This window comes from Actinomadura chibensis NBRC 106107 (assembly GCF_001552135.1).
GTDB lineage: Bacteria > Actinomycetota > Actinomycetes > Streptosporangiales > Streptosporangiaceae > Spirillospora > Spirillospora chibensis.
In genome coordinates, this window is record NZ_BCQP01000037.1 from 128,516 (window position 1) to 151,087 (window position 22,572).

Sequence of the window (22,572 nt, forward strand, 5' to 3'; positions counted from 1 at the left end):
CGAGCCGGGTAGTCGGGATACCAGGGTGGGCGCACCCTGGTTACCGTGCGCGCGCGCCGAGCACGATGGACGATATGCGTCCCATCGAAGAGCAGACCATCCTCATCACCGGTGCGACGGACGGACTGGGCCGCGCACTGGCCGCCGAACTCGCCTCCCAGGGCGCGACGGTCCTCGTCCACGGACGGGACGACCAGCGCGGCAAGGCGACCTTGCACGAGATCGGCGGCCGTGCGTCCTGGTACCGCGCGGACCTGTCGTCCCTGGACGAGACACGCGCGCTGGCAGAGGCGGTCAAGGCCGACCACCCGCGCCTGGACGTGTTGGTCAACAACGCTGGCATCGGCGCAGACGGGCCACGGCGAGAAAGCGCGGACGGACACGAACTGACGTTCCAGGTGAACTACCTGTCCGGATACCTGCTCACCCGGCTTCTCCTGCCGACCCTCATAAGCTCGGCCCCAGCGCGCATAGTGAACGTGAGCAGCCTGGGTCAGCAGGCCATCGACTTCGACGACGTCATGCTCCAGCACGGCTACAGCGGGATACGCGCCTACTGCCAGAGCAAGCTCGCACAGGTCTTTTTCACCTTCGACCTGGCGGAGGAGCTGGCCGGGACGGGCGTCACGGCCAACGCGCTGCACCCGGCCACCTACATGCCGACGAAAATGGTGCCGTCGCCGATAAGCACCCTGGAGGAGGGTGTCCGCGCGACCCACCGCCTTGTGACCGACCCAGCGCTGGACGACGTGTCAGGACGTTTCTTCAACGGCCTCCGGGAGTCCCGCGCCGACGACCAGGCGTACGACCCGGCCGCCCGCGCGCGGCTCCGCGCCCTCTCCGAGGAACTCACGGCCCCCTAGGCGTTGGCGACCTCCCACACCGGGCGGATCTGGACGCGCGAGATCCGCCAGCCGTCCACCGCCCGGACGGCGCCGATCTCGTAGCGCTCGCCCAGCAGGCGCGGCCCGTCCTCGTTGGCGAAGACGACGAGCAGGTTCGCCCGGATGACGGCCTGGTCGCCGTCCAGTTCGACGAGCTTGTTCGTGATGAAGTGCTGCGTCGGCACCGTGTGGTTCTTCTGGGCCTGCGCGATCAGGGCATCGACGCCCTTGGCGACCCCGCCCGCGGTGTGCGCCTCCGCGTCCTCGCTGAAGAGGGCGCGTCCGGTGTCGGGGGCGTGCTCGTCCAGCCAGAGCCCCAGGCGGCTGACCAGCGCGGACAGCTCTTCACGGTCGTTCATCACAACTCCATTGGTTGAGCCAACATTGGTAGGCCCAACAATACAAACCGTTGGCTCAACCAACAACCCCGTACACTGATCCGCATGATGACGGCCGACGCGCAGCAGCCCGCGCGCCTCAAGAACGCCGCGAGCTGGCTGATCAACATGGTGTCCGTGCACAGCCATCGCCTGGTCGGGGACGGTTTCGCCGCCGCCGGAGCGCGCGGGTACCACTACCGGCTGCTCGCCGCGCTCGACGAGTACGGGCCGTCCAGCCAGGCCGCGCTGGGCCGCCACACGGGCATCGACCGCAGCGACGTGGTCGCCGCGCTGAACGAGCTCGCCGCGAAGGAGCTGGTCGAGCGGGCGCCCGACCCGTCCGACAGGCGGCGCAACATCATCACCCTCACCCCGGACGGCGCCCGCCAGCTCGCCCGGCTGGACGACGTCCTCGCCGGAATCCAGGACGAGCTTCTGGCGCCGCTCGACCCGTCCGAACGCGCCCAGCTCACGGCCCTGCTGGCCCGGCTGGCCGACCACCACGCGAAAAGGAGTCGCCTATGACGTCCACCGGCCTTCGCTTCGTCGAGATTCCCCGCGCCGCGATGGCGGCCCTCCTTGAAGGCGACCTCGCCGCCGCGAGCGCCGCCGCCGGAGTGACCCTCACCGACTATTTCCTCACCGACGAGGCCGAATTCCTTTGGCGGCTCCGCCTGGAGCAGCTCGAACGCGACCCCGGAATCGCTCCCTGGATCGTCCGCGCCGCCGTTTCGGAGCCCGACGGCGACGTCGTCGGATACGCGGGCTTTCAAAGCAAGCCCGACGAGCACGGAATGGTCGAGGTCTCCTACTCCGTCGATCCCGCGCACCGCCGCCGCGGCCACGCCCGCGCGATGCTCGCCGCGATGCTCGAAAGGGCCGCGTCCGAGCCGTCCGTGACGACCGTCCGCGCGACGATCAGCCCGGACAACAAGGCGTCCCTCGCGACGATCGCGGGCCACGGCTTCGCCCACGTCGGCGAGCAGTGGGACGAGATCGACGGCCGCGAACTCGTCTACGAGCGCCCCGCCTGACGTCCCAGGTCAGCCGCCCTCCGTCAGCAGGTGGACGGCCCGCCGCGCCGCGTCGGGATCGGCGGCGGACAGCACCGCCAGCAATCCGTCGAGATCGTCGGACGAAAAGGCCGCCCACCAGTTCCCGCGCGCGTCCCGGGTGATCAGCCAACCGGGAAAGAGATGCTGGACGAGCAACAGCGCGACGGCCTCGTTCATCGGGCGGACGACCGCTCCCGGAGGAATTCGTCCACGGTCCCGGCCGCCCATTCGGCGTCCCCGCACGGGCAGAACCAGCCGCCCCGCCCGCGCGCCGCCTCGTAATAGCTCCAGCCGCCGCGCGGGACCGCGAGCACGCACAACGTCACGGCGATATCGGCGCCGTAAACGCGCAGCAGCGGAACCCGGACCGGGACCACGTCCGGCTCATAGGTCTTCACGCACCGCCATCCGCGCCGTTCGAGGAACGGGGCGAGCGCGTCCAGACGGGCCATGGCGATGTCCGGGTGCCGCAGCGTGCGCCATTCCAGATACCGGTACTGGACGGCCCGGCGCACCCGATGGCGGATCAGTGCAGTTTCGCCCACGTGACCTTCCCTCCTTCGTCCAGCGGACGGACGCCCCACGCCCGCACCAGTTCCGACACCAGCAGCAGCCCCCGGCCGGACGTCGTGGCGTGGTTCTCCGGCGGAACGACCGGCAATCGCGCGCCGCCGTCCCACACCTCCACCACCGGGAGCCCGTCGCGCCCGTCCACGAAAAGGCGCACGATGATCGGCCCCTCCCCGTGCACAAAGGCGTTGGTGACCAGCTCGCTCACCACGAGCCGGCCGACATAGTCGTCCGCGATCCCCCACTCCGCGAACCGCGCCGCCACAAACCGCCGCGCCCGCCCCGCCGCCCGTCCGTCCGGTTCCAGGACGAGCGTCGGGGCCTCAGGGGCCAGCACCGCAGGAGACATAAGAATCACCTCGGGGAAGTCTTCGATCACCTGTTCCCCAGCGTCCTCTGCGACAGGATTCCGAGAGAGACAAAACCCGTGGTCGCGCACATAATCGCGACACTGCGTTCATTGCCGTTCATCGTTCGGTGACCACTCGGTCGGAGGAGTCGACATGCCGCAACGCCCGAAGCGCTTGACCCCCTCCAGCGGCCCGCTGGACTTGTTCGGATCCGAGGTCCGGCGCTACCGGCAGCTCGCCGAACTGTCCCTCGCCCAGCTCGCCGACAAGATCCCGTTCGCCGCGTCCACCATCGGCGAGGTCGAGCGCGGCGAGACGGGCTGCGACCGCGTCTTCGCCGAGGAGTGCGACCGCGTCCTCGACACCCGCGAGGCCCTCGCCCACCTCCACGACGGCCTCTTCGACGGCCGCTCCGCCGCCTTCCCGAAGTGGTTTGAGGACTGGCCGGACGTGGAGCTGCAGGCGGAGGTCCTCCGTATCTACGAGCCCATCGTCGTAACGGGCCTGCTCCAGACACCGTCCATTGCGGAGATACTGCTCTACGGTGACCAAGCCAAGGTCGCGGGCCGATTGGAGCGTCAGGCCATCCTTCTCCGCGAGGAGCCTCCGCCGCCTCGCGTGGTATACGTCCTGCCTGAACGAGTCCTCCGGTCGCGCACTGGTTCCGCGGAGGTGATGCGCGAGCAGCTTCTCCACCTCGCCGACGCCGTGTCACCAAGCGTTAGCGTGCAGGTCATTCCAGATGGTGAACCCCACCCCGGCAACTCGGGAGCGTTCATGATTGCCACCCTGCCCAGTGGCGAGCAAGCGGCATACACCGAGGGCGAACCGCATGGCATCATGAGGGACAGCCGATCCGACCTCGAGAAGCTGAACCGGCGATTCACTGACATCAGCACGTACGCGCTCCCGGCAAGCATGTCGGTAGCTTTGATCCGAGAAATTGCGGAGGAGGCGTGGAAGCCATGACTTCGCGTCCCGTTTGGCGGAAGAGCAGCTACAGCAGCAGCAATGGAGGGGCCTGCGTTGAACTGGCCGACCTCGGCAAGGCCGTCGGCATTCGCGACTCCAAGGACCCATATGGTCCCGAGCTCCACATCACACCCACAACTTTCCGTAACCTAATCGCGAACCTCAAACACTAAGCCTCCCCAGCCCTGACCTGTTCGGGCCAGGGCGAAGGATCACCATGACGAAAATGACATGGCGTAAGAGCAGCTACAGCAGTTCACAGGGAGACAACTGCATCGAACTGGCCGACCTCGGCGGAGTCGTGGGCGTCCGCGACTCCAAGGACCCGGATGGCCCTCACCTACGCATAACGCGCAACACCCTCCACACCTTGATCACAAACCTCAAGCGCTAGCCGCGCCCAACCCCCCGCCCACACGGGGCCAGGGCTGAGGGCCTCGTCAAAGCTTCGGAGGGATTCAATGATGACGACGTGGCGCAAGAGCAGTCACAGCGGAACACAGGCCGGGAGTGAGTGCGTGGAGGTCGGCCGCCTCCCCGAGACCATCGCCTTCCGCGACTCCAAAGACCCCCACGGCCCCCAACTCCACATCACCCCCGCCACTTTCCAAACCCTGCTCACAAACCTCAAGCGTTAACCGCCACCAACCCTGGCCCGCAATGGGCTAGGTCTGAGGGCAGCGCACAAAACGGCCTGGCGTCAACAGCCAGCGCCGGTCTGTTGCTTGGTGAGAACGCGGCCTAACAGTAGAGGGGCTGAACGCCATGAAGTTCAGGCCCACGTGGAGAAAGTCACGCCATTCCGGCAACGACGGCGGTCATTGCGTGGAACTCGCCCGGCTGTCGGAGAACATCGGCATCCGCGACTCCAAGAACCCCTACGGCCCCCACCTCCTGATCAACCGTGACGGTCTCCGGGAACTGATCAACGGCCTCAAGCGCTGACAGGTCGCGAACCCTGTCGGGTCCCGGCGTCCCGGACTGGCACAACGGCTCCGTGCTTCGCCGGGGCATGTCGGGCTGGACGCCGGGACGTTGCGTGGCTTCTCCTGCGTCGTGGTTCTGCCACGTGAGCGTTCACGCGGGGTGACGCGGTCGTCCCTTGTTCAGCGCCGGGTGTGGCGTCGAGTTCCTCGGAGCGTGCAACAGTTTCGGCGGTCCATGCGTCCTGGGGTCAATGGAAGGGACGGCCTTTGGACCACGACGGCGTGACCTACGAGGAATTCGTGACCACCCGCGCGCAGGCGTTGCTCCGTTACGGCTATGTGCTCACCGGCAACCCCGACGACGCGGCGGACCTGCTGCAAGAAGCCCTGATCAGGCTTAGCGCCGCCTGGAGCCGGGTCGTGAACAAGCACGACCCCGAGGGCTACGTCCGGACGATCATGGCCCGCCAGCACATCAGCATGTGGCGTCGGCGACGACGCGAACGCCTGGTCGGCAGCGTCCCGGAAGAGCGCTACGACGACCGCGGCCTGGAACGGGCCGAGCACGACCCGCGCCTGTGGGAGGCCCTGACCACGCTGCCGCGACGCCAGCGCGCCGTGCTGGTCCTGCGCTACTACGAGGACCTCCCCGACGAGGAGATCGCGAGGACGCTCGGCATCTCGCGCGGGACGGTCCGCAGCCAGGCCGCCCGCGCGCTCGGCAAACTACGCGCGGACTGGCGTCCGGCCGCCGCGTCCACGGCGGGAGGGCACCATGACCGATGACCTGGACCGGGCGCTGCGCGCCACGCTCACGACCGCGGCGCGACAGGCCCCCGACGTCGAGGCGGGCCTGCTCGACCGGGTGGAGTCGGCGCGCCGCAGGCGCCGCCGCATCCGGACGTCGGCGGCCGCCGCCGCGGTCGCGGTCGTCCTCGGCGGGACCGGCGCGGTCGGCGCGCTGCTGCGGTCCGGCGAGGACGCGCCGCCCGCCGCCACCACGGCAGACGCCCTCAAGCCGATGTCGCTCGCCGGTCTCGGGACGCCGGTAAAACTGCGCGAACGGTGGCCGGATGCCGTCCGAACCGTTCCGAGCGAGCTGCCCAACGGGCGCGTTCTGGAACCCGTGGCCCTGCTGGACGGCGACACGCTGGTGGGCGCGACAACGGCCTCCCTGCAGAAGCCGGACAAGCTGTGGTCCTACGATCTCGCCGCCCACCAGGCTCGGGTGATCACCGACATCGTGGTCCCGCCCGGCTCGAAGATCTTCGCGTCCGACTTCGCCATCGGGCAGGGCCAGGTGATCTGGTGGCTGTCGTACCGCGCGCACGGCCGCGACACGGTCGAGATCTGGGGCGCGCCGGTCGCGGGCGGCGCCGCGCACAAGATCGTCGGGTTGCCGGGGGCGTCGGTCTCCACGCTGCTCATCGACGGCGGCACCATCGTCTGGGGCATGAGCGACGGCATCCACAAGGCGCCCCTGGCGGGCGGCGCGCCCACCCGCGTCCCCGGCACCGCCGGTTACGAGATCGTCTCCTGGCCCTGGATCGGCTCGCCCGCCTTCGACGGGAACAAGGAGCAGGACGTCACACACCGCTCACTGTGGAACCTCCGGACGGGGGAGCACCGCAAGGCCCGCCTCACACCGCTCAGGGGGACATGGTCGTGCGCGGTGACCTGGTGCGTCGGCGACAACCCCTGGAACAGGACCATCTCCATGCAGCGCAGGGACGGAAAGGCGGGCAGGACGTTCCCGACCGACATGCCCGGTGCACCGGCCCTGGGCATCATCTACGAGCGGTTCGTCCCCTTCTTCCCCGATGGGCTCAGGACGCGGACCCACGTCCTGTACGACCTGCGGACCGGCAAGCTGATCGACACCGGGATACAGCGGTTCAACGAGGCCCTCGGACGAGCGCGGAACGACCGCGACCCACAGCGCTTCATCCACAACAAGGCCGGAACGACCCTGATCGACTTCTCGAAGATCACCTGACGGCGGGACGCGCGCGGGACCGCGACGGTTCGGCGGTCAACCCGCTGGTCGGGCCGCGCGGTACAAAGGACTCCTTGGCATTATCGAACGTTCCAAGCCGATTCGAAGGGAGCGTCCATGAACCGCGCCGTCACGTTGATCCGCTCGTCCTCGCTGTCCGACGTCGCCCAGTACGCCTACGCCGCCTCGGCCGCGCCCGGGTCCCGCCTGATCTTCCTCGCCGGGGCGTGTCCCCTGGACGAGGACGGAACCACGGTGGCGGTCGGGGACTATGCGGGTCAGGCGGCGAAGGCCGTCGAGAATTTGAAGACCGCCCTGGCGGACGCCGGTGCGTCTTTGGACGATGTCGTCTACACCAGGGTGCTGGTCGCGTCCACCAGGCAGAAAGACCTGGGGACCGCCTGGAAGGTGGTCCGGGCCGCCTTCGGCGATCACGATGTCCCCAGCACTTTGTCGGGCGTCACCGTTCTCGGCTACGAAGATCAACTGGTGGAGATCGAGGCCACCGCCGCAGTCCTCGATTCCTAGACCCCGGCGGTAACGATCCAGGCGCGGGAGTCGAACCAGACGCCGTCGTCCGTCGAATGCGCGGCGAGCATTTCGCGGAGACGTCCGATCGCCTGGGTCGCGGCGGTGGCGTCCACCTGCCCGAGCACCTCGCTGGTGCAGGTGAAGCCGCGGACCCAGGCGAGCGCGGCGTCCACGTCCGGCCCGTAGTACACCGGCTCGCGGACATTGGTGAAGTTGACGCCGGTGAACCCTGCGGCCTTCAGAATCCGCTTCACGGTGGGCGGGTCGGCAAGGGAGAACGGATCCGGGCCCGCGTCGGTCTTTCCGGCGGTTTCGAGTGCCCGGCGAATGGCCATGTCCCATTCGTTGCGTTCACGGGACTGCCAGACCATCATCACCAGGCGTCCGGACGGGCGCAGTGCCCGCCCGATATTGGTGAACGCGGCGACGGGGTCGGCGAAGAACATCGTCCCGAACCTGCTGGTCACCAGGTCGAAGCGGCCCCGCGGAAAGCGGTGGGACTGCGCGTCGGCGCACTCGAAGGCGACATTGCCCAACCCTTCGGCTTGGGCGAGTGCGCGGGCGCGCTCAATGGCGCGGGCGGAGACGTCCACCCCGAGCGCGCTGCCGGTCCGCGCGTCGCGCGCGGCCTGCCGGGTCGTCTCCCCGGCCCCGCAACCGATGTCGAGGATGTGTTCGCCCGCCTGGACCCCGCACGCCCGGCGCAGCACTTCATTGTGCCGCCGCAGTTCGGCTTCGTAACCCATGGGGCCGGGGCCGTGTTCGCTCGCTGAATTCCGCACCGAGGTCCCTTCGCGACGCTCGCCACCCGCGCCGACCACAATGCCATCCCGCCGCGCCGCAGTGGGTCACTCGGCGCAGACCAGGCCGCTGATCAGGTAGTACTGGGCGCGATTCGGATCGGCGCCGGTGAATTTCCAGTCGCCGTCGCCGGTCGCGCGGGGCCTGCTGCTCGTCACATGGCTGGTGGTCGTCGCGAGGTTGAACCCGCCGCTGACCACCTTTCCGCCGTCCGGGCAGGTCCGCGTGGGTCCGTCGCCGTTGTCGAAGTCACCCTCGCCTAGCCTCGTGCTCCAGACGGTGGGGTCGTGGTCGGTGCACACGGCGTATACGTCCAGGTCGACGGTGTCGGCGCTGTGGCTGGTGCCGCTGGCGACGGAGTAATAGACCTGGGCTGAGTTCGCGAAGAAGATATAGCTGGCGTTCAGCTCGGCACCGGGCCCTTTGGCTTCGGCCCCGGTGGCCACCATGTCCTTACCGGTCGGACAGGTAACCGAGCGGGCCTGGCCATTCGGCACCGCCGTCTCCGTCCTTTTGACGATCTCGTAACCGGGCGGCGGAGTGGCACACATGGCGTACCAGGTCATGTCGAAGGTGCCGGTGGCGCCGGTGTCGGAACGGGCCTTGACCTGCCAGCCTTCCCCGGCGACGGGAACGGTGGCGGCCACGCTGTGTCCCTTGGCGAGATCGAATCCGCCGCCGACGGGCCGCATGCCCTCGGGGCAGCGTCCCGTCCGGGCTTCGTAGGGCGAGACCGCCCCGCCGTCCTGCACCATGCGCAGATCAGGGAGACCGCGCTCGGCGGCCGTGGCGGGAAGGGCGGTGGCGACGGCCGCGACAAGCGCGGCGGACGCGAGGGCGGGGGAGCGTCGAGACAGCAAACCGGTCTCCTGTTCGGAAGGCACCGTCACCGGACCCGTTCTCGGAATCCGATCGGCGGTGAGCGTCTCACCGTCCGCCGGAAGCGCCAAGGGCCCAATTTCCCGGCCCACGCGGACGCCCTTGACACCAAGGCGCGATGCCTCGCCCAAACCGATAACGCCGGGCGGGTGAATGTTGGGGCCCCGCCCTCCACGGCGGCGGGAGAGCGGGGCCGGGCCATGGGATGCCTCAAGGCCGCCCATGACGCGGGTCACGGCGGGGTGTCCGTGACCTACATATAAGCCAGCGCCAATGGCCGCGAATGTGTCACACCGGACCGTGACCTCGGCATTCATCGGACGTGTCACGTTCGGCGGTCGGCTGAACGTCCTATACGCGGGTATCCAGTCGCCGAGGAGGGCGCTATGCCGGAGGACGAGACGCGAGCGGCGCACCAGGCGCTGGTGAATCGCGTGCTGGGCGGCGAAGGCCGGGCATCGGCGGCGCAGCGGGCGCGCGCGTTCGGCAATGACGGGCTTTCGCCGCCCCTGGACGCGCTGATCGGCAAAGTCGTCGACCGGCCCGCGGAGGTCACCGAGGCGGATCTCGCCGCGGCGAAGGCGGCGGCGGGCTGCACCGAGGACCAGATTTTCGAGTTGGTGGTCTGCGCCGCCGTCGGCCATTCCGCCCGCCTGTACGACGCCGGGTTGGCCGCGCTGGCCGAAGCGACCGCGCCGGAAGGGCCGGGCCATGCGACTTGACATTCTGAACCACGGCTACCGTCCCGGGACCAAGGCGCTGTTCGCGGTCGTCCGGCTGTTCTCCGGGCGGCCGATGCCGGACGCCGCCAAACTGGTCTTCTACCGGCCCGACTTCTACGGGGCGCGGGCCAAGGAATTCACGCATCGGGCGATGCGCGGACCGTCCGAGTGGTCGGTGGGCGACCGGGAACTGATGGCGGCCTATGTGTCCACGGTGAACGATTCCGCGTTCTGCGTCGGCGCGCACACCGCGACCGCGGCGCGCGCCTACCGGGACGAGTCGCGCGTCACGGCCGTTCTGACCGACCTCGAAACGGCTCCCGTTTCGGAACCGCTGCGGGCGACGCTGCGAATGCTCGGAAAGCTGACCCGGGAGGGCGACATCGGCGCCGAGGACATGCGCCGGGTGCTCGCCGCCGGTGCCTCGCCCCGGCAGGTCAAGGACGCGCTGGCGGTCTGCGCCGCCTTCAACACCACCGACCGGCTCGCCGACGTGTTCGGCTTCCAAATGCTCACCCGGGAAGGGTTCGCGGCCGGGGCCAAATATCTGCTCAAGCGCGGCTACCGCTGAGCGGCGTCGGCGCGTCAGGCGGGTCGGCGTGTTGCGCAACTCGCGGCGGGGCGGGTTCGTTGGAGCGGCATGGCCCTCATCGTCTTCATGACCATTCCCGGACTCGTGATCGGGCTGGTCGCGTTCGCCGTTCTCGACCGCGCGGGCCTGTGGGCGCACCGCAGGTTCCGCCTGCCCTGGCGGCGGGACGACGCGGGCCGTCCCATCTCCGCCGTGGCGGTCGGCGAACTGGACGCCTTCTTCCAGGGCACGCACCGCCACCAGCAGGACCAGCGCAATTCGTCCCTCATGATGCGGGACGACGAAGACGACAGCGGCCCCCCGCGCCACAAAATCGACCTGGACGGCGGAACGGCGATCGTCCGCCGTCCCCCGGCCCCCTCCAACTGAAAGAGTGGAACCCTGGGCCCGTCCGGGCGCCCGGGGAACTGGAGGACGTGTCATGGCATCGCTGCCGCCCAATCCCGCACTGGAACCACTCGAACCACTGGTCGGCGAATGGACGGTCCGCGTCCCCCAGTTCGGGGACGGCGAGGCGCGGACGACCGTCGAATGGCTCGAAGGCGGCGCGTTCCTCCGCATTCACTCGGCGCCCCCGGACCCGGCCCCGTCCGCCACGCAGCTCATCGGCCGGGACGACTCCTCCGACGCCTACACCGCCCTCTACTACGATTCGCGCGGCGTCTCCCGGATCTACCAGATGACGTTCGACGGCGTCCTCTGGCGGATATGGCGGCACGCGCCGGGCTTCGACCAGCGCTTCTCCGGGACGCTCAGCGACGACGGCCGCACCATTGAGGCGGCTTGGGAGAAGTCGCTCGACAACACCACCTGGCAGCACGACTTCGACATCATCTACACGAAAGTCGGCTGACCCTCAGCGCGCTGCCCGTAGACGTGGACGCGCCGCCCCCGGTATTCGGAGTCGCGCAGGTGCGCGTGCCCGATGCGCTCGGCCACGCCGATGGAACGGGCGTTGCCCGGCAGGATCAGCGAGATGACCTCGTCCGCCCCGAGTTCGGCGAAACAGTAGGCGACGGCGGCGCGCCCGGCCTCCGACGCGTAGCCCTTTCCCCAATGGCGGCGGGACAGGCACCATCCCACTCCGAGGCCCGGGAAACCGTGCGGCCGCCACGGGCCGGCGCGTCCCACGAAAGCGCCCGTCGCCTTCTCCACCAGCGCCCAGTGCGAATATCCCCGGATCTCGCGGTGGCCGATGAACATGGCGAGGCTGCGCCACGCGTCCGCCCGGCCGGTGCCCACTGTCTCCGCCAATCCCGAGGCCACCTCCGGATCGGCCAGCATCTCCGCGTAGTCGTCGAAATCCGCACCGGTCAAAGGCCGCAGGACCAGCCGTTCCGTTTCCAGCACCGTCATGACCAGAGTGTGCGGCCACGCGGCCCTTCGGTGGAAGGGCCGTGTTCAGCGGCGGGCGTGGCGGATCTTCAAGCGGCCGAAACCCATGGCCCCCGAAATGCGGATCGTCGGCCCGCCGCCGGGACGGGCCCGCCGCGCGGCCTTGTAGAGCGTCGGCTTCCACGAAGCCTGCAGGTTCTCGATGTCGACGACCGCGTCGCGCGGCACCGTTATCGTGGCGCGGCCGGTGCCGAGCCGAACCTCGATATCGACCACCGGATATTCGATGACCGCGCGGGACAGGTCCAGATGCACCCGTCCGAACGCCGACTCGACCTTGAGGTTTCGCGGCACCCGCCATGCGCCGCTCCGCCGGATCCGACCGTTGAACGCGCCGATCGTGGACGTCGCCGCCGCCTTTTCCGCCGGGAGCGAGGTCAGCGCTTTCGCGAGCTCGTCCCGCGTTTCGGCGGTGAGGACCCGGTCGAGTCGCCCGGTCATGTCCTCGTGCGAGATGCGCCCTTCCGCATACGCCTCCCGCACGCGCCGCACGGCATTGTCGCGCTCTTCGTCGCCGATCAGCGTCGACGGGTCCTCCGGCACATCGGGCACCACTGCACTCTAATACCGTCAGGAACGGAGCAGCGGCCGCAAATACGCGTACGCCCAGGCGGCCAGCGGCGTCGGCGTCGTGGTCACGACGTCGCGCGGCTGCTCCGGGACGAGGTCGCGCGTCCCGGCCGCCATTCCGACGATGCTCTCCACCGCGCCCGGCGGCAGCCCGGCCGACCGCAGCGCGGCGCGGACGTCGTCGTCGCCGACCGCCTCCACCCGGATCTTCCGCCCGACCGCGTCGGACACGATCTCCGCGACCTGCGTGAAGCTCAGATGCTCGGGCCCGTGGACGGCCTGCACGACGCGGCCCGTCCACGCGTCGCTGAGCAGGCGCGCGGCGGCGACGTCCCCGATGTCGCGCGGATCGACCCAGGCCATGGGCGCGTCCGGATGGAACGACGTGGTCAGGACGCCGCGCTTCAGGGCGTCCAGGTCCATCAGCAGGTTGGTGAAGAAGTAGCCGCAGCGCAGGTGAAGTGTGTCGGCGCCGGTCGAGTCGAGCAGCTCCTCGATCCGCGCCAGCGCGTCGATGTGCCCGGCTCCGTGCCGCCGCTCCGCGCCGACGCTGCTCAGCAGGACGACGCGTCCGACCTCCCCCGCCCTTGCGACGTCGATCAGCCCGGCCGCCGTCCGCTCCGAGGTCTCGATCGGGTTCTCGGACGTGTGCGGCGTCGGGTCGACCCAGAAGACCGTCCGCGCGCCGGACGTCGCCTCCCGGACGAACCCGGCGTCGGTCAGGTCGCCGCGCCGGACGTCGACGCGTTCGCGGGTCGCGTCGTCCAGCCGGGCCGGGTCGCGGACCAGCACCCGCGGCCGGACCCCGGCCTGCAGCAGCAGCCGGACCACCCGGGAACCGACATGCCCGGTCGGAGTGGTGACGACGATCGTCATCGTGATGCCCCCTCGTAGGTCGTGTCGTTCAGGCACGGTACGAACCAATGCGGTCAGGGGCTGGCCGCGTTAGGCCCCTATTCGGAACCCATGCCCGTTGGGGGACGCAAGCCGTCCAGGATGATGCCGAGATTGCGCCGCCATTGGTCGGGCTTGGCGCTGAGCCCGATCGTGTGGTCGGACGGGATCGCCGTGGCCAGCACGAACGGGACGTCGCTCCAGTCGAGGTCGGCGCGGATCGCTCCGGCGTCCTGCGCCCGCGCGACCAGATGCCGCACCTCCCGGCGGAGCCGATCGATGTGCGGGTCGAGATCGAGATCGCACGCCCCGGACAGCGCGTCGTGCAGGCCGCAGCTCGACGCCCGCAGCCGCACGTAGGACTCCGCGAAGTCGACGAAGGCGGCCCAGGGGTCGTCGGCGGCGCGCGCCCGGACGGCCAGCTCGGTCATCTCGGTGATCGTGTCGATGAGGATCGCCGCCAGCAGCGCGTCCAGCGACGGCACGCGCCGGTAGAGCGTGCCGAGGCCGACCCCGGCGCGCTGGGCGACGTCCCGCGTGGTGATCTCCAGGCCCTTCTCGTCGAGGGCGGCGCGGGCGGCGGCGACCAGGCGCTCGGCGTTGCGGCGCGCGTCGGCCCGCAGCCGCGTGCCGCCGGGGGCGAGGAGGGCGTCGACGGCGGTCATGCCCGCCAGGCTACCGAACCGGGTCATGGCGTTCCAGTTATGCTATAAACGGAACACCTTGACCCAGTTAGGAGTACGGCGATGACCCGTCCGATCAACGTCGGCATCGTGGGAGCCAGCCCGGACCAGGGCTGGGCGCCGCGCGCCCACATACCGGCGATCGACTCCATTCCGGACGTGGCGCTCACCGCGGTCGCGACCACCCGGGCCGAGACCGCGCGGGCCGCCCGCGACCGGTTCGGCGCCCGCCACGCCTTCACCGACGCCGCCGACCTCGCCCGGCACCCCGACGTGGACCTCGTCGTCGTCACCGTCAAGGTCCCCGCGCACGTCGAGCTCGTCACGGCCGCGCTGAACGCGGGCAAGCACGTGTACTGCGAATGGCCGCTGACCCGCACGTCCGCCGAGGCCCACGCCCTTCGCGAGGCCGCCGACGCGGCCGGCGTCCGCGGCGCGGTCGGCCTCCAGGCGCGCTTCGCCCCCGCCGTCGTCCGCATGCGCGACCTGCTCGGCGCGGGCGCGATCGGCGACGTCCTGTCCGCGACGCTCTACAGCGCGCGGACCAGGGGCGCGGACGTCGACGTCCCCGCCCGGTCCGCCTACACCTTCGACGCCGCCAACGGCGCCGGGCTCGTCGACGTGCTCGGCGGACACGCCCTCGACCTGGTGCGATACGTGCTCGGGCCGATCCGCGACCTCACCGCGCGGACCGCCCTGCGCAGCCCGGACCACCGCGTCGCCGAAACCGGCGAACCCATCAAGGTCACCGCCCCCGACCAGCTCCTCGCCATCGCGCGCTTCGACTCCGGCGCCGTCATGTCGATCCACCTGCACGACGCCGAGTCCGGGCCGCCGCGCACCCGGCTGGAGATCACCGGGACGGACGGGACCCTCGCCCTCACCTCCGCACCCGAAGCGGAACCGCTGGCCGTGCAACCCCAGATCGGACGCCTGGACCTCTTCATCTCGCGCTCGGACGCCTGGGAACCGGTCGCGCTCGACACCGGCGACGTCGCGGGCGGCCTGCCGACGCAGGCGCTCAACGTCGCGCGCCTCTACCGGAACCTGGTCGCCGACCTGCGCGACGGCGGCCACCGCGTGCCCGACTTCCGGGAGGCCGCGGCACTCCACGAACTGCTCGAACGAATCCCCCGGGACTAGGGCTCGGGGTGCTCGCGAAGCCAGGTCTCCGCGCGCCGCCGCGACGCCCGCGCCAGCCACGCGTCCTGGACGACCTCCCTGACCTCGCGCAACGTGAGCTCACCGACCCGGCTCCCGCGCAGCAGCACCGACGCGTGCCCGTTGAAATGGGGGGTGGTGAAGAACGGCGAGTTCTCGTCCTGGACCATGGCCTGCTTGTCGGACTCGGACGGCACCCAGAACACGATCACGTCCGGGTAGCGCTCGCCCGTCTCCGGGTCGAACGCGTCCGGACGGGCCGTGCGGAAGAACACGAACGACTTGCCGCCGACCTGGTAGATCGGATTGCCGCCCTTCCCGTGCACGACCGTGACATGCGGCATGCCGAGCGCCAACTCGTGCACGTCCTCGACCCGGGCCCGCCGCTCCTCACCGCCCGCCATGCCCGCCGCCCTACTGAGCCATGTCGACGAACCGGCTGTAATGCCCCTGGAACGCGACCGTGACGGTGGCGGTCGGCCCATTACGGTGCTTGGCCACGATCAGGTCGGCCTCCCCCGCCCGAGGCGACTCCTTCTCATAGGCATCTTCCCGATGCAGCAGGATCACCATGTCCGCATCTTGCTCGATACTGCCCGATTCGCGTAGGTCGGACACCATGGGCTTTTTGTCGGTTCGCTGTTCGGGGCCTCGGTTGAGCTGCGACAACGCGATGACCGGGACGCCCAGCTCCTTGGCGAGGAGCTTCAGCGAACGGGAGAACTCAGACACCTCGACCTGGCGGCTCTCGACCCGCTTCCCGGACGACATCAGTTGCAGGTAGTCGATGATGACCAGGCGCAGGTCGTGCTGCTGTTTGAGCCTGCGGCACTTGGCGCGGATCTCCATCATCGACATGTTGGGCGAGTCGTCGATGAACAGGGGGGCCTCGGCGACCTCGCTCATCCGGCGGGCCAGGCGCGTCCAGTCCTCGTCCTGCATGGTGCCGGACCGCATCGCGTGCAGCGCCACCCGCGCCTCGGCGGACAGCAGCCGCATCGTGATCTCGTTGCGGCCCATCTCCAGGCTGAAGAACACCGACGTCAGCCCGTGCTTGATCGACGCCGCCCGCGCGAAGTCGAGCGCCAGGGTCGAATTGTGCGTCGGGATGCAGGAACGCCCCGCCAGATACATGTGGTCGGCGTTGTCGACCTGCACGCACCGGACCGGCACGCTCGCGACGGGACGCACGTCCACGATGTACCGCACCCGCGTCTTCGGACGGACGTTCCTGTGCTGCCGCGCCGCCTTGCGCGGCGACCGGAACACCGGCTCGGTGGGAGTGAAGTCGATCAGGTGGCGCGTCGAGGTCTCGGGATCATGGCCTTTGACCGGCTCGGTCGTCACCGTCGCGCGGTGGCCGAGGCTCAGGATCAGCTCGTGCGCGTCGTCGGCCAGCCGCTTGCCGACGACGGCGAGTTGCACCTGCCCGGTCTCCGACACGTTCCCGGCGGTGTCGAGCATCCCGGCCAGCAACGCCCGCCGCTGCGCCTCGGACGCCCGGAGGTACGGGGTCGGAATGTGCCTGCTCGCCTGTAGGCCGAGGTCTTTGATCTTGCGGGTGAGGCCGGGGAGGCTTGATCGTCCTGGGGCTCGGCGCCGCTCGACCGGCTGTCCGGCCGCTTCGATCTCCGTCAGGATCTCTTCATCGAAGCAGGTGATGCTGCCGTCGCGGGTGTATCCGTCACCGAGCCATGCTCCGAGCACGTACGGGTCGATGGGGAGATCCGCGTCCGGAAGGCGGAACGGGGCGGCCACCTCGACGGCGTGGTTGGGCCCGTCGCCGCGCCGCAGTGTCGCGGCGATCTCTTCGGTCGTCTTGATCGAGCGGTGCCATGTTTCTGTCGCGGAAGTCTTCGGTCGGCCCGTCCGGTGCTGTAGCCCCTGGTGGAGGCTGGTGCATTCGTCGCGGGCTCGGCGCTTGGTGTCGAGTGCGCCGCGGTGGTCTGATCGGCGGGTGAGCGCGTGCGGGGCGTGTCTGAACTCCGCCGCGACTTCGGCCACGGCCTGGCGACGCGAGACAGGTCGGGGAGGCTGCTCGGCGGGCGCCCATCGGACACCCTTGATCGCCTCAGCGGGCCGGTGGCAGGCCGCTCTGTTCTCGGTCTGCCGAGGGGTGTCGGCACGGGTCGTCGTGCGCCATTGGTGTTCGGCGTCGGCGACGATGACCTCGCCGTCCGAGAACTCGATCTCGTAGCAGGGACGGCCGTGCATGACCTCGGTCGCGGCGACGACCCGGGTCGGTCTGCCGTCGGCTCCGATCAGGTGGTCGCCGACCTGGACGTCCCCCATCGTCGTCCAGCCTGTCGGCGTGGGGAGCAACGTACCGATCTCCAGCGCCTTGCCCATGGCGGGTCGGGCGGCCACGACGATCATCTGGCCCGCGTGGAGGCCGTTGGTGAGGGCGTCGAGGTCGGCGAAGCCGGTGGGGCAGCCGACCATCTGGCCGCCGCGGCTGCCGATCGCCTCGATCTCGTCCAGGGCGCCGGGCATGATCTCGCTGAGCGAGATGTAGTCCTCGCCCGCTCGTTTCTCCGCGATCGCGAAGACCTCGGCCTGGGCCCGGTCGAGCACCTCGTCGGCGTCCGCCCCGTCGGCCGCGTAGCCCATCTGGACGATGCGGGTGCCGGTCTCGACCAGCCGCCGCAGGATCGCCCGCTCATGGACGATCTTCGCGTAGTACCCGGCGTTGGCCGCCGTCGGCACCAGCGAGATGAGGGTGTGCAGGTAGGGGGCGCCGCCGATGCGTCCGATCTCGCCGTTCTTGGTCAGCTCGCCGGCGACCGTGACCGCGTCGGCCGGGTCGCCGCGGCCGTAGAGGTTGAGGATGGTGTCGTAGATGATCTGGTGCGCCGGACGGTAGAAGTCGGGCGTGCGCAGCATCTCGACGACCTCGGCGATGGCGTCCTGGGAGAGGAGCATGCCGCCGAGCACGCCCTGCTCGGCCGAGATGTCATGCGGCGGGGTGCGTTCGAATTCGGGTTCGGGCGGACCAATCTCGGCCACACTCACCGTCGCACCCCCTTCATCGCCGGTCGGCGGCGGCCCCGTCCGCCTCATCGCCGACCGTTCATCCCACGTCTATCTGAAGCGTCTGACATTCTCCCGAGCCCACGCGGCCGCGAGCAAAGCGTCCTGTGGACGAGCCTGTGGAGTCCCTGTGCAGACACGCCGCGCTGGTTGTGCACGACTTGTGGATAAGTCTGTGGACGGGAGGTGGAAATTTCCCGCGCTCACCCGTGTTGACCTGCGTGGACGTCGTCCACCGGGTGTGCGGGAAAATTAGTTCGCCGTCCGGGCCGATGTAAGGCTTGAAGTTTTTTCGAAAGTTACGGGCCTGGTAGCCTCGACGCGGTGACCACCCCCCGGCGAACGCTCGCGCGCGCGCACGACCGCGAGATCCTCCGCCTCGCCGTGCCCGCCTTCGGCGCGCTCGTCGCCGAACCCCTGTTCCTGCTGTCCGACTCGGCGATCGTCGGGCACCTCGGCACCGCGCCGCTCGGCGGGCTCGGAGTCGCCGGGCAGGCCCTGAACACGCTGGTCTACCTGTGCGTCTTCCTCGCCTACGGGACGACCGCCGGGGTGGCCCGCCAGGTCGGCGCCGGTGATCTGCGGGCCGCCGTCCGGCAGGGGATCGACGGGATGTGGCTCGCGCTCGCCATCGGCGCCGCGCTGGTCGTCGCGGGCTGGCCGCTGATCCCGCTGATCGTGGACGCGTTCGGGGCGTCCCCCGCCGTCGCCCCGTTCGCCGAGACCTACCTCCGGGTGAGCCTGTTCGGGATCCCGTCGATGCTGATCGTCCTCGCCGGGACGGGCGTGCTGCGCGGCCTCCAGGACACCCGCACGCCCCTCCTCGTGTCGGTCGGCGGGTTCTCGGTGAACCTGCTGTTGAACGTGGTGTTCGTCATCGTCCTGGACTGGGGGATCGCCGGGTCGGCGTGGGGCACCGTGCTCGCCCAGACGGGCAGCGCCGCCGTCTACGTCGCGGTCGTGCTGCGGGCGGCGCGGCGGCACGGGGCTCCCGTCCGGCCCGACCTGGACGGGTTGAGGACGTCCGCCACGGCGGGTTTCGGCCTGCTGGTGCGGACGGCGGCGCTGCGCGTCGTCCTCATCGTCGGGACGTCCGTCGCGGCGCGGATGGGCGACCAGGAGATCGCCGCCTACCAGGTCGGATTCCAGGTTTGGACGCTCCTCGCGTTCGCCCTGGACGCCATCGCGATCGCCGGGCAGGCGATCACCGGACGGTATCTGGGCGCGTCCGATATCGGCGCGACCCGGGCCGTCACGCGGCGGATGGTCGGGTGGGGCGTCGGCTGCGGCGTCGCGTTCGGGCTGGTGATCGTCGCCGTCCGGCCGTGGCTGCCCGGCCTGTTCACCTCGGACGGCGGCGTCCGCGACCTGCTGCTCGCGTCGCTGCTGGTGGTGGCGCTGCTGCAACCGGTGGCGGGCGTGGTCTTCGTCCTCGACGGGATCCTGATCGGGGCCGGGGACGGCGCCTACCTCGCCCTGACGACGCTGATCGCGACGGCCGTGTTCCTGCCCGCGGCGGTCGTCCTCTACCGGGCGGACGCGGGCCTCACCGGGCTGTGGACGGCGATCGGCCTGTGGATGCTCACCCGCATGCTGACCCTCGGTCTCCGCGCCCGCGGAGACCGCTGGCTGGTGACCGGCGCGGTCCGCTGACCAGCGGGAACGTCCTCGCGCTGGCTGCGTTCACCGCGTCCGACCGGCCGGATGCCCGCGGCGGATTTCGGCGAACCGCACCCGCACCGCCCGCCACACTCGCTACTATTCGAACATGTGTTCCACACACGGCGAGCGGATGGCCCGGCTGACGCAGGCGATCGACGACCTGGCGGCGGAGGGCCTGGCCGGGCTGCCTCCCGAGACCCTGGTGGAACGGGTGGCGGGCATCTGGTCGCTGGTCGAGGGCATCGACCCGGAGATCGCCCGCCGCCGTACCCGCTACACGACCCCGGAGACCTGATGCGCGGCGGCTCAGGTCAGGTCGTCGATCGACGGCAGGACGGGGAACCCGGGATCCTCCGTGGAGTTCTCGGGCTTCTGCGGAGACTGCTGCGCCGACTCCTGCTCCGGCGAGCCGCCGATACGCGCCGACACGGCCCTGCGCAACGCGGGCAGCCTCGCGTAGAGGGCGTCCCCCGGGCAGGCGGTCTGGTTGAGGTCGCGATGCCCGACGATCGCCTTGCGCGGTTCCAAGTCGTACGCGCGGCAGAGCCAGACGCACACTTCCACCAGCGAGTTCCACAGGCGGCGCGGGACGGCCCTGCTGGAGTAGGTGCCCTCGTTCTCGATCCCGATCGTGTGCGAATTGTGGTGCAGCACCTGCGCGCCGACCGCGAGGTCCCGCGCCCGGACGGCCTTCAGGCTGCGGTTGCGGCCCTCCATGACGATGCCGCCCCGGCTGATGGTGAGCTGTTGCCCCGAGTCGTCCCACCCGTTCCTGTTCATGTGGAACGACTGGATGAACCGCGACAGCGCGAACGCGTGCGCCAGGGAGGTGTCGCTCGAATTCGCCGTGGCCGTGTGGTGGATGACGATGTGGTCCGGCCGCCGGTTCAGCACCTTCGCCGGACGCCGCGCGCGGCGCGCCTTCCACTGCGCGCGGGTGTAGACGCGCGGGGCGTCCGCCGTGAAGCGGTCACCGTCCGCGGGCCACCCGATCGGAGGATCGTCCGCCATGGCCGCGTCCTGGACGGGCAGCCCCAGGGACAGCACCTCCAGCAGCCCGGCGCCCACCACGCCCCCGATGACCGACCGACGCGTCACCGGCCAGCCGTCCGCGGAATTGCCCGAACGCGCGACCACCGCCACTCCCCTCACTCCGCGATCTCATGATCACGGAACGTGATGACCGGTCTGTCGCCCCCCGAAACACCGGGCGGTTCGCGGACGTTTCACATGAAACCCCAAGCCGGAAACCCCAGCATGGCGCGCCAATGCCCCACCCTTGCCCAAGAAATTCCACCCACCCCACCGAACACACCCACCCCTCGCACCCCAACCGAACACCCGAAGCCGCACCAGATCGAGCGCCAAGAACACACCCAAGACGCAACAGCTCGGGAGCGCTCTAGGTCAGAGAACAGGGGCCCAACGGGTCGGACAAACATGGCGAGACGCAAGACACACTCGGCCAGCAACTCACAAAGGACTAGGGGACAAGAGCGCGGCGGATCAGGCAGACGTGGCAGGCGCGGGGCGCATTGGGTCAGGGGCGCACAGGACCAGCGGACAAGGGCGCGGCGGGGTCGGGAGACGTACGTGGTGAGGGCGAGACGAGTTGGGTCAAGGCCCTGGCGGGTGAGTGCCGGTGAGCGGGCGGCCACGGCGGGGCGTTCCGGCGTCCCGCGCGAGTCGCCGCGTGAAGGCGGTCCGTTCGCGGGACCGGTTCGGTCAGCTCGGACGCGGTCGCTCAGACCGTCGACCGTGCGGCTGCCGAGGGGTCGGGCCGGTCACGCGCGGACCCGGTGTTCGCGGACGGCGCCTGGAGGGCGGACAAGGGCGCAGCGGGTCGGGCAGACGTGGCGAGGCGCAGGGCGCACCACGTCAGGGACCCACTAGGTCAGAGGACGAGGGCGCGGCGGATCGGACAGACATGGCGAGACGCGGGGCGCACTGGGGCAGGGCCGCACAAGCCCAGCGGACAAGGGCACAGCGGGTCGGCGGACATGGCCGGGCGCAGGGCGCGCTGGACCAGGACTAGGGGACGAGAGCGCAGCGGGGGTCGGGCGAACGTGGCGAGGCGCGGGGCGCACTGCGTCAAGGACCCACTGGATCAGAGGACAAGGGCGCGGCGGATCGGCAGACATGGCGAGACGCAGGGGCGCATTTGGGCAGGGACGCACAGGAGCAGCGGACGATAGCGCGGCGGGGTCGGGTGACGTGGCGGGGCGCGGGACGAGTTGGGTCGCGGGCGCACAAGGCCAGCGGACGAGAACGCAGCGGAAATCGGGCAGACGTGGCGAGGCGCAGGCTAGGGCAGGGGCGCACAGGGCCAAGGGACAAGAGCGGCGGGCGGCGGGGAGACGTGGGGGGCGGCTCGGGGACGTAGCGGTTTCGCGGCGAGGCAGCAAGGCGTGGGGCAGCAGGGCGTGGGGTCGCGGGGCGTGGGGTCGCGGGGCGGGACGGCTCACGGGAAGTCGGGCGGGGCGAGGGGGTTCGCGGGGCGCGGGGGCCGCGGGGCGTGG

Annotated in this window: 31 protein-coding genes; 18 read left to right on the top strand and 13 right to left on the bottom strand. The window is 70.2% G+C overall.

Annotation, left to right across the window (positions count from 1 at the left end; all coding sequences use genetic code 11):
• Window positions 1–74 precede the first annotated feature (74 nt).
• Window positions 75–863: an SDR family NAD(P)-dependent oxidoreductase gene (locus ACH01S_RS21775; protein ID WP_067894142.1), complete on the top strand. Its 789-nt coding sequence runs from the start codon at window positions 75–77 to the stop codon at window positions 861–863.
• Here ACH01S_RS21775 and ACH01S_RS21780 read toward each other — a convergent pair.
• Window positions 860–1,243, bottom strand: coding sequence for a nuclear transport factor 2 family protein (locus tag ACH01S_RS21780; protein ID WP_067894146.1), 384 nt, complete (start codon window positions 1,241–1,243; stop codon window positions 860–862). The genes ACH01S_RS21775 and ACH01S_RS21780 overlap by 4 nt on opposite strands.
• Before the next feature lie 84 nt (window positions 1,244–1,327).
• Between ACH01S_RS21780 and ACH01S_RS21785 the strand changes: the two genes are divergently transcribed.
• Window positions 1,328–1,789, top strand: a complete 462-nt coding sequence (locus ACH01S_RS21785; RefSeq protein WP_148344163.1) for a MarR family winged helix-turn-helix transcriptional regulator — start codon at window positions 1,328–1,330, stop codon at window positions 1,787–1,789.
• Entirely contained in the window at window positions 1,786–2,298 is a 513-nt protein-coding gene (locus ACH01S_RS21790) for a GNAT family N-acetyltransferase (protein WP_067894148.1), read from the top strand. The genes ACH01S_RS21785 and ACH01S_RS21790 overlap by 4 nt, the downstream gene beginning before the upstream one ends.
• A gap of 9 nt (window positions 2,299–2,307) precedes the next feature.
• Here the strand turns inward: ACH01S_RS21790 and ACH01S_RS21795 are convergent, their stop codons facing one another.
• Genes ACH01S_RS21795 through ACH01S_RS21805 form a run of 3 tightly spaced genes read right to left on the bottom strand, consistent with a single transcriptional unit; the run spans window position 2,308 to window position 3,238 of the window.
• Window positions 2,308–2,496 carry a hypothetical protein gene (locus ACH01S_RS21795; RefSeq protein ID WP_067894151.1) on the bottom strand — a complete coding sequence of 63 codons (189 nt, stop codon included), beginning with the start codon at window positions 2,494–2,496 and terminating at the stop codon, window positions 2,308–2,310.
• Window positions 2,493–2,864: a hypothetical protein gene (locus ACH01S_RS21800; protein WP_148344164.1), complete on the bottom strand. Its 372-nt coding sequence runs from the start codon at window positions 2,862–2,864 to the stop codon at window positions 2,493–2,495. The genes ACH01S_RS21795 and ACH01S_RS21800 overlap by 4 nt, the downstream gene beginning before the upstream one ends.
• Window positions 2,846–3,238 carry an ATP-binding protein gene (locus ACH01S_RS21805; RefSeq protein WP_148344165.1) on the bottom strand — a complete coding sequence of 131 codons (393 nt, stop codon included), beginning with the start codon at window positions 3,236–3,238 and terminating at the stop codon, window positions 2,846–2,848. Before ACH01S_RS21805 ends, ACH01S_RS21800 begins: the two co-directional genes overlap by 19 nt.
• A gap of 154 nt (window positions 3,239–3,392) precedes the next feature.
• Between ACH01S_RS21805 and ACH01S_RS21810 the strand changes: the two genes are divergently transcribed.
• The 8 genes from ACH01S_RS21810 to ACH01S_RS21835 all read left to right on the top strand — a co-directional run bounded on the left by ACH01S_RS21810 (window position 3,393) and on the right by ACH01S_RS21835 (window position 7,661).
• Window positions 3,393–4,208, top strand: a complete 816-nt coding sequence (locus ACH01S_RS21810; protein WP_067894159.1) for a helix-turn-helix domain-containing protein — start codon at window positions 3,393–3,395, stop codon at window positions 4,206–4,208.
• Window positions 4,205–4,384, top strand: coding sequence for a DUF397 domain-containing protein (locus ACH01S_RS42470; protein WP_083980968.1), 180 nt, complete (start codon window positions 4,205–4,207; stop codon window positions 4,382–4,384). Before ACH01S_RS21810 ends, ACH01S_RS42470 begins: the two co-directional genes overlap by 4 nt.
• Window positions 4,385–4,437: 53 nt before the next feature.
• Window positions 4,438–4,605: a DUF397 domain-containing protein gene (locus ACH01S_RS42475; RefSeq protein ID WP_306303257.1), complete on the top strand. Its 168-nt coding sequence runs from the start codon at window positions 4,438–4,440 to the stop codon at window positions 4,603–4,605.
• A gap of 70 nt (window positions 4,606–4,675) precedes the next feature.
• Window positions 4,676–4,849 (top strand): DUF397 domain-containing protein, encoded by a 174-nt coding sequence (locus ACH01S_RS21815; RefSeq protein WP_067894312.1) that lies wholly within the window; start codon window positions 4,676–4,678, stop codon window positions 4,847–4,849.
• A gap of 127 nt (window positions 4,850–4,976) precedes the next feature.
• Window positions 4,977–5,156 carry a DUF397 domain-containing protein gene (locus ACH01S_RS21820; RefSeq protein ID WP_067894161.1) on the top strand — a complete coding sequence of 60 codons (180 nt, stop codon included), beginning with the start codon at window positions 4,977–4,979 and terminating at the stop codon, window positions 5,154–5,156.
• A 263-nt stretch (window positions 5,157–5,419) separates the two neighbouring features.
• Window positions 5,420–5,923 carry a SigE family RNA polymerase sigma factor gene (locus tag ACH01S_RS21825; protein WP_246236496.1) on the top strand — a complete coding sequence of 168 codons (504 nt, stop codon included), beginning with the start codon at window positions 5,420–5,422 and terminating at the stop codon, window positions 5,921–5,923.
• The gene (locus ACH01S_RS21830; protein ID WP_067894168.1) at window positions 5,913–7,133 is read left to right on the top strand and encodes a hypothetical protein; all 1,221 of its coding nucleotides are present in this window, start codon (window positions 5,913–5,915) and stop codon (window positions 7,131–7,133) included. Before ACH01S_RS21825 ends, ACH01S_RS21830 begins: the two co-directional genes overlap by 11 nt.
• 117 nt (window positions 7,134–7,250) lie before the next feature.
• Complete coding sequence (locus ACH01S_RS21835; RefSeq protein ID WP_067894172.1) at window positions 7,251–7,661, top strand: RidA family protein; 411 nt, start codon at window positions 7,251–7,253, stop codon at window positions 7,659–7,661.
• On the opposite strand, the gene ACH01S_RS21840 is transcribed toward ACH01S_RS21835, so the two are convergent.
• Both ACH01S_RS21840 and ACH01S_RS21845 read right to left on the bottom strand, forming a co-directional pair.
• On the bottom strand, window positions 7,658–8,485 hold the full coding sequence (locus ACH01S_RS21840) for a class I SAM-dependent methyltransferase (RefSeq protein ID WP_246236497.1): 828 nt from the start codon (window positions 8,483–8,485) through the stop codon (window positions 7,658–7,660). The genes ACH01S_RS21835 and ACH01S_RS21840 overlap by 4 nt on opposite strands.
• Window positions 8,486–8,512: 27 nt before the next feature.
• Window positions 8,513–9,415, bottom strand: a complete 903-nt coding sequence (locus tag ACH01S_RS21845) for a hypothetical protein (protein ID WP_148344166.1) — start codon at window positions 9,413–9,415, stop codon at window positions 8,513–8,515.
• Window positions 9,416–9,730: 315 nt separating this feature from the next.
• Here ACH01S_RS21845 and ACH01S_RS21850 point away from each other — a divergent pair, with 315 nt between their 5' ends.
• The 4 genes from ACH01S_RS21850 (at window position 9,731) to ACH01S_RS21865 (ending at window position 11,511) form a co-directional block, all read left to right on the top strand.
• Window positions 9,731–10,066: a hypothetical protein gene (locus ACH01S_RS21850; protein ID WP_067894182.1), complete on the top strand. Its 336-nt coding sequence runs from the start codon at window positions 9,731–9,733 to the stop codon at window positions 10,064–10,066.
• Window positions 10,056–10,637 carry a carboxymuconolactone decarboxylase family protein gene (locus ACH01S_RS21855; protein ID WP_067894185.1) on the top strand — a complete coding sequence of 194 codons (582 nt, stop codon included), beginning with the start codon at window positions 10,056–10,058 and terminating at the stop codon, window positions 10,635–10,637. Before ACH01S_RS21850 ends, ACH01S_RS21855 begins: the two co-directional genes overlap by 11 nt.
• An 87-nt stretch (window positions 10,638–10,724) precedes the next feature.
• Window positions 10,725–11,027 carry a DUF6191 domain-containing protein gene (locus ACH01S_RS21860; protein WP_148344167.1) on the top strand — a complete coding sequence of 101 codons (303 nt, stop codon included), beginning with the start codon at window positions 10,725–10,727 and terminating at the stop codon, window positions 11,025–11,027.
• A gap of 52 nt (window positions 11,028–11,079) precedes the next feature.
• The gene (locus tag ACH01S_RS21865; protein ID WP_067894191.1) at window positions 11,080–11,511 is read left to right on the top strand and encodes a hypothetical protein; all 432 of its coding nucleotides are present in this window, start codon (window positions 11,080–11,082) and stop codon (window positions 11,509–11,511) included.
• On the opposite strand, the gene ACH01S_RS21870 is transcribed toward ACH01S_RS21865, so the two are convergent.
• From ACH01S_RS21870 to ACH01S_RS21885, 4 genes are all read right to left on the bottom strand, one after another.
• Complete coding sequence (locus tag ACH01S_RS21870; protein WP_067894194.1) at window positions 11,493–12,014, bottom strand: GNAT family N-acetyltransferase; 522 nt, start codon at window positions 12,012–12,014, stop codon at window positions 11,493–11,495. The two genes, ACH01S_RS21865 and ACH01S_RS21870, sit on opposite strands and share 19 nt — an antisense overlap.
• A 45-nt stretch (window positions 12,015–12,059) precedes the next feature.
• The gene (locus ACH01S_RS21875) at window positions 12,060–12,605 is read right to left on the bottom strand and encodes a DUF1707 SHOCT-like domain-containing protein (protein ID WP_067894315.1); all 546 of its coding nucleotides are present in this window, start codon (window positions 12,603–12,605) and stop codon (window positions 12,060–12,062) included.
• 18 nt (window positions 12,606–12,623) lie between these two features.
• Window positions 12,624–13,499 carry an NmrA family NAD(P)-binding protein gene (locus ACH01S_RS21880; RefSeq protein WP_067894197.1) on the bottom strand — a complete coding sequence of 292 codons (876 nt, stop codon included), beginning with the start codon at window positions 13,497–13,499 and terminating at the stop codon, window positions 12,624–12,626.
• Between the two features lie 77 nt (window positions 13,500–13,576).
• Window positions 13,577–14,182 (bottom strand): TetR/AcrR family transcriptional regulator, encoded by a 606-nt coding sequence (locus tag ACH01S_RS21885; protein WP_218010346.1) that lies wholly within the window; start codon window positions 14,180–14,182, stop codon window positions 13,577–13,579.
• 81 nt (window positions 14,183–14,263) lie between these two features.
• Here ACH01S_RS21885 and ACH01S_RS21890 point away from each other — a divergent pair, with 81 nt between their 5' ends.
• Complete coding sequence (locus ACH01S_RS21890) at window positions 14,264–15,343, top strand: Gfo/Idh/MocA family protein (RefSeq protein ID WP_067894202.1); 1,080 nt, start codon at window positions 14,264–14,266, stop codon at window positions 15,341–15,343.
• Here ACH01S_RS21890 and ACH01S_RS21895 read toward each other — a convergent pair.
• Complete coding sequence (locus ACH01S_RS21895) at window positions 15,340–15,765, bottom strand: MmcQ/YjbR family DNA-binding protein (RefSeq protein WP_067894205.1); 426 nt, start codon at window positions 15,763–15,765, stop codon at window positions 15,340–15,342. The two genes, ACH01S_RS21890 and ACH01S_RS21895, sit on opposite strands and share 4 nt — an antisense overlap.
• Window positions 15,766–15,775: 10 nt before the next feature.
• A complete protein-coding gene (gene dnaB / locus ACH01S_RS21900; RefSeq protein WP_067894208.1) occupies window positions 15,776–18,373 on the bottom strand; it encodes a replicative DNA helicase in 2,598 nt (865 codons plus the stop codon).
• Window positions 18,374–18,715: 342 nt separating this feature from the next.
• On the opposite strand from dnaB, the gene ACH01S_RS21905 reads away from it, so the two are divergent.
• Both ACH01S_RS21905 and ACH01S_RS21910 read left to right on the top strand, forming a co-directional pair.
• Window positions 18,716–20,044, top strand: a complete 1,329-nt coding sequence (locus ACH01S_RS21905; RefSeq protein ID WP_067894219.1) for an MATE family efflux transporter — start codon at window positions 18,716–18,718, stop codon at window positions 20,042–20,044.
• Between the two features lie 115 nt (window positions 20,045–20,159).
• Window positions 20,160–20,348, top strand: coding sequence for a hypothetical protein (locus tag ACH01S_RS21910; protein WP_052357975.1), 189 nt, complete (start codon window positions 20,160–20,162; stop codon window positions 20,346–20,348).
• 11 nt (window positions 20,349–20,359) lie between these two features.
• On the opposite strand, the gene ACH01S_RS21915 is transcribed toward ACH01S_RS21910, so the two are convergent.
• Window positions 20,360–21,190, bottom strand: coding sequence for a peptidoglycan recognition protein family protein (locus ACH01S_RS21915; RefSeq protein WP_067894321.1), 831 nt, complete (start codon window positions 21,188–21,190; stop codon window positions 20,360–20,362).
• Window positions 21,191–22,572 lie beyond the last annotated feature (1,382 nt).